The following is a 2,516-nucleotide window of genomic DNA, read 5'->3' on the forward strand; positions in this document are numbered from 1 at the left end:
CAGGGCGAACCGGTGGAGTCCTTCAACGACGTCCAGGTGCCGCGCGGCAACACCGGGGGCCGCGAGGAGGACGGCGGCGAGGAGGGCGACGACGACAAGCCCGGTGACGACCGGCCCGACTTCCCCCTGCCGGACATCACCATCTCGCCCGACCTGATCGGCGGGAACGGCAACGGCGGCCCCAACGGGGGCAACACCACCATGGGCGGCACGGCCAACGGCGGGGACACCGTCGGCGCCACCACCGGCGGCTGGGACATCGGAGGCATCACCGGCGGGGACAACGGCGGGAACGGCGACGTGGGCTGGCGCACCGCCGGCCAGGACGGCGGCTGGGGCCCGAGGTAGCCGCCCACCTCCCCCGGCAGCCGCCCGCGCGGTGGAACGCAGCAGGCACCGGAAGGGCCCGGCCGACGACCGGCCGGGCCCTTCCCGTTGTCCGCATGCCGTACGCGCGTACGTACGCGCCGGCGGTCCGTCCGCCGGACGCCCTCAGCCCGCCAGGCGCTTCTTGACGGCGGCGGCCACCCGGCCGCCCTCCGCCCGGCCCGCCACCTTCGGGTTCACGATCTTCATCACGGCGCCCATGGCCTTCGGCCCCTCGGCCCCGGCCGCCTTCGCCTCCGCCACGGCCTCGGCCACCAGCGCGTCCAGCTCCTCGTCGGTGAGCTGCTTGGGCAGGTACTCGGCGAGCACCTCGCCCTCGGCCCGCTCGCGCTCGGCCTGCTCGGTCCGCCCGCCCTTGGCGAAGGCGTCCGCCGCCTCGCGCCGCTTCTTGGCCTCGCGGGCGATGATCTTCTCGACCTCGGCGTCGGACAGCTCGCGGGCGCTCTCGCCCGCCACCTCCTCCTTCTGGATCGCGGTCAGCGTGAGCCGGAGGGTGGCGGAGCGCAGTTCGTCGCGCGCCCTGATCGCTGCGGTGAGGTCGTCCTGGAGCCGGGTCTTGAGCGTGGTCATGTCGGAAGTTTGCCAGGATGGACGGCCGAACGCCCACTGCATTGCGGCCCGCGCGCCCGCGGTCCGCCCCCGTGACCGGTCCGGGGGTCCGCAACCGGTCCGCGCGTCTGCAACGATGGGCCCATGCGTGCGCGATACCCGCTCTCCCTCACGATTCCCCTTGGCATCACGGCAGTCGGCGCGGCCTGTGTGGCCTACTCGGCGGGCATCGAGGCCCGCTCGTTCCGGCTCCGGCGCGTCACCGTACCCGTGCTGCCGCGCGGGATGCGGCCGCTGCGCGTGCTCCAGGTCTCCGACATCCACATGGTCAGCGGCCAGCGCAAGAAGCAGCGCTGGCTCCAGTCGCTGGCCGGACTGCGCCCGGACTTCGTGATCAACACCGGCGACAACCTCTCCGACCCGGAGGCCGTCCCCGAGCTCCTGGACGCGCTCGGCCCGCTGCTGGAGTACCCCGGCGCGTACGTCTTCGGCTCCAACGACTACTACGGCCCCCGGCTGCGCAACCCCGCCCGCTACCTGGTGGAGAAGGCCACCGGCCGCCACGGCCTCAACGGCAACCCGCCGGCCGTCGGCGCCATCCACAACCCGTGGGAGGGCATGCGCGACACCTTCGACGCCGCGGGCTGGATCGGCCTGTCCAACACCCGCGGCCGACTCAAGCTCGACCGCGGCGAGGAGATCGCCTTCACCGGCCTGGACGACCCGCACATCAAGCGCGACCGCTACGAGAAGGTGGCGGGCGGCCCGGAGCCCGACGCGGACCTCTCGCTCGCCGTGGTCCACGCCCCGTACCTGCGCGTCCTGGACGCCTTCACCGCCGACCGCTACCCGCTGATCCTGGCCGGCCACACCCACGGCGGCCAGCTCCGCGTCCCCTTCTACGGCGCCCTGGTCACCAACTGCGACCTGGACACCGACCGGGCCCGGGGCCTGTCCTACCACCAGGCGGGCGGCCACCGCGCCTACCTCCACGTCTCGGCGGGCTGCGGCGCCAACCGCTACACCCCGTTCCGCTTCGCCTGTCCCCCGGAGGCCACGCTCCTCACCCTGATCGAACGCCCCTGACCCCGCCCCGCCACCCCCTCCCGCCCCGGGGAAACCGGATTTCTCCTCAGCGCGAGCGTGGGCTAAAGTAGTCCTCGTTGCAACGGGGTGTGGCGCAGCTTGGCAGCGCGCTTCGTTCGGGACGAAGAGGTCGTGGGTTCAAATCCCGCCACCCCGACGCAGGTGAGAGGGCAGTTACTGAATTCAGTAACTGCCCTCTCTCATGTCCTGGGAGCCAAACAGGGAGCCATCCGGGCTAGACCAGTGGGCCCCGTCACTCCCGTGTGCCGGCGCCCTGCTCCCCGATTCCGAAGGTCTCGTCCATCGCTTCCGCCCCCTCGGTGATCACCGGCCGGAGCTGCTTCCGATAGACGGCCTCGGTGGTGGCCTGGCTGCTGTGGCCGACGATGAGCGCGATCCTCTCCAGCGGGATGCCGTGGTCGGAGAGCAGCGAGACGAAGCTGTGGCGCAGCTCACGCGGCGTCCACTCCGGCGTGAGCCCGACCTTCCTTCGG

The 2,516-nt window shown here is 72.6% G+C and carries 3 protein-coding genes, 1 tRNA gene and 1 pseudogene; 3 read left to right on the plus strand and 2 right to left on the minus strand.

The features are described 5' to 3' along the window. Positions 1-348: pseudogene (locus VE546_RS04050) on the plus strand (hypothetical protein); the annotation flags it as partial. Positions 349-492: 144 nt separating this feature from the next. Here VE546_RS04050 and VE546_RS04055 read toward each other — a convergent pair. Continuing rightward, positions 493-957, minus strand: coding sequence for a GatB/YqeY domain-containing protein (locus VE546_RS04055; protein ID WP_324918421.1), 465 nt, complete (start codon positions 955-957; stop codon positions 493-495). 123 nt (positions 958-1,080) lie between these two features. Here VE546_RS04055 and VE546_RS04060 point away from each other — a divergent pair, with 123 nt between their 5' ends. After that, positions 1,081-2,022 carry a metallophosphoesterase gene (locus tag VE546_RS04060; protein WP_324918424.1) on the plus strand — a complete coding sequence of 314 codons (942 nt, stop codon included), beginning with the start codon at positions 1,081-1,083 and terminating at the stop codon, positions 2,020-2,022. Positions 2,023-2,105: 83 nt separating this feature from the next. Beyond that, positions 2,106-2,179, plus strand: a tRNA-Pro gene (locus tag VE546_RS04065). Between the two features lie 96 nt (positions 2,180-2,275). Here the strand turns inward: VE546_RS04065 and VE546_RS04070 are convergent. After that, the coding region (locus tag VE546_RS04070; RefSeq protein ID WP_324918428.1) for a tyrosine-type recombinase/integrase at positions 2,276-2,516 on the minus strand (241 nt) is incomplete at its 5' end.

The sequence above is a fragment of the Streptomyces sp. genome (assembly GCF_035644915.1).
Taxonomy (GTDB): domain Bacteria; phylum Actinomycetota; class Actinomycetes; order Streptomycetales; family Streptomycetaceae; genus Streptomyces.

What these genes read in the sequence shown, in the direction of transcription:
- VE546_RS04055 (WP_324918421.1), bottom strand. Translation starts at nt 957, where the DNA reads ATGACCACGCTCAAGACCCGGCTCCAGGACGACCTCACCGCAGCGATC.
- VE546_RS04060 (WP_324918424.1), top strand. Translation starts at nt 1,081, where the DNA reads ATGCGTGCGCGATACCCGCTCTCCCTCACGATTCCCCTTGGCATCACG.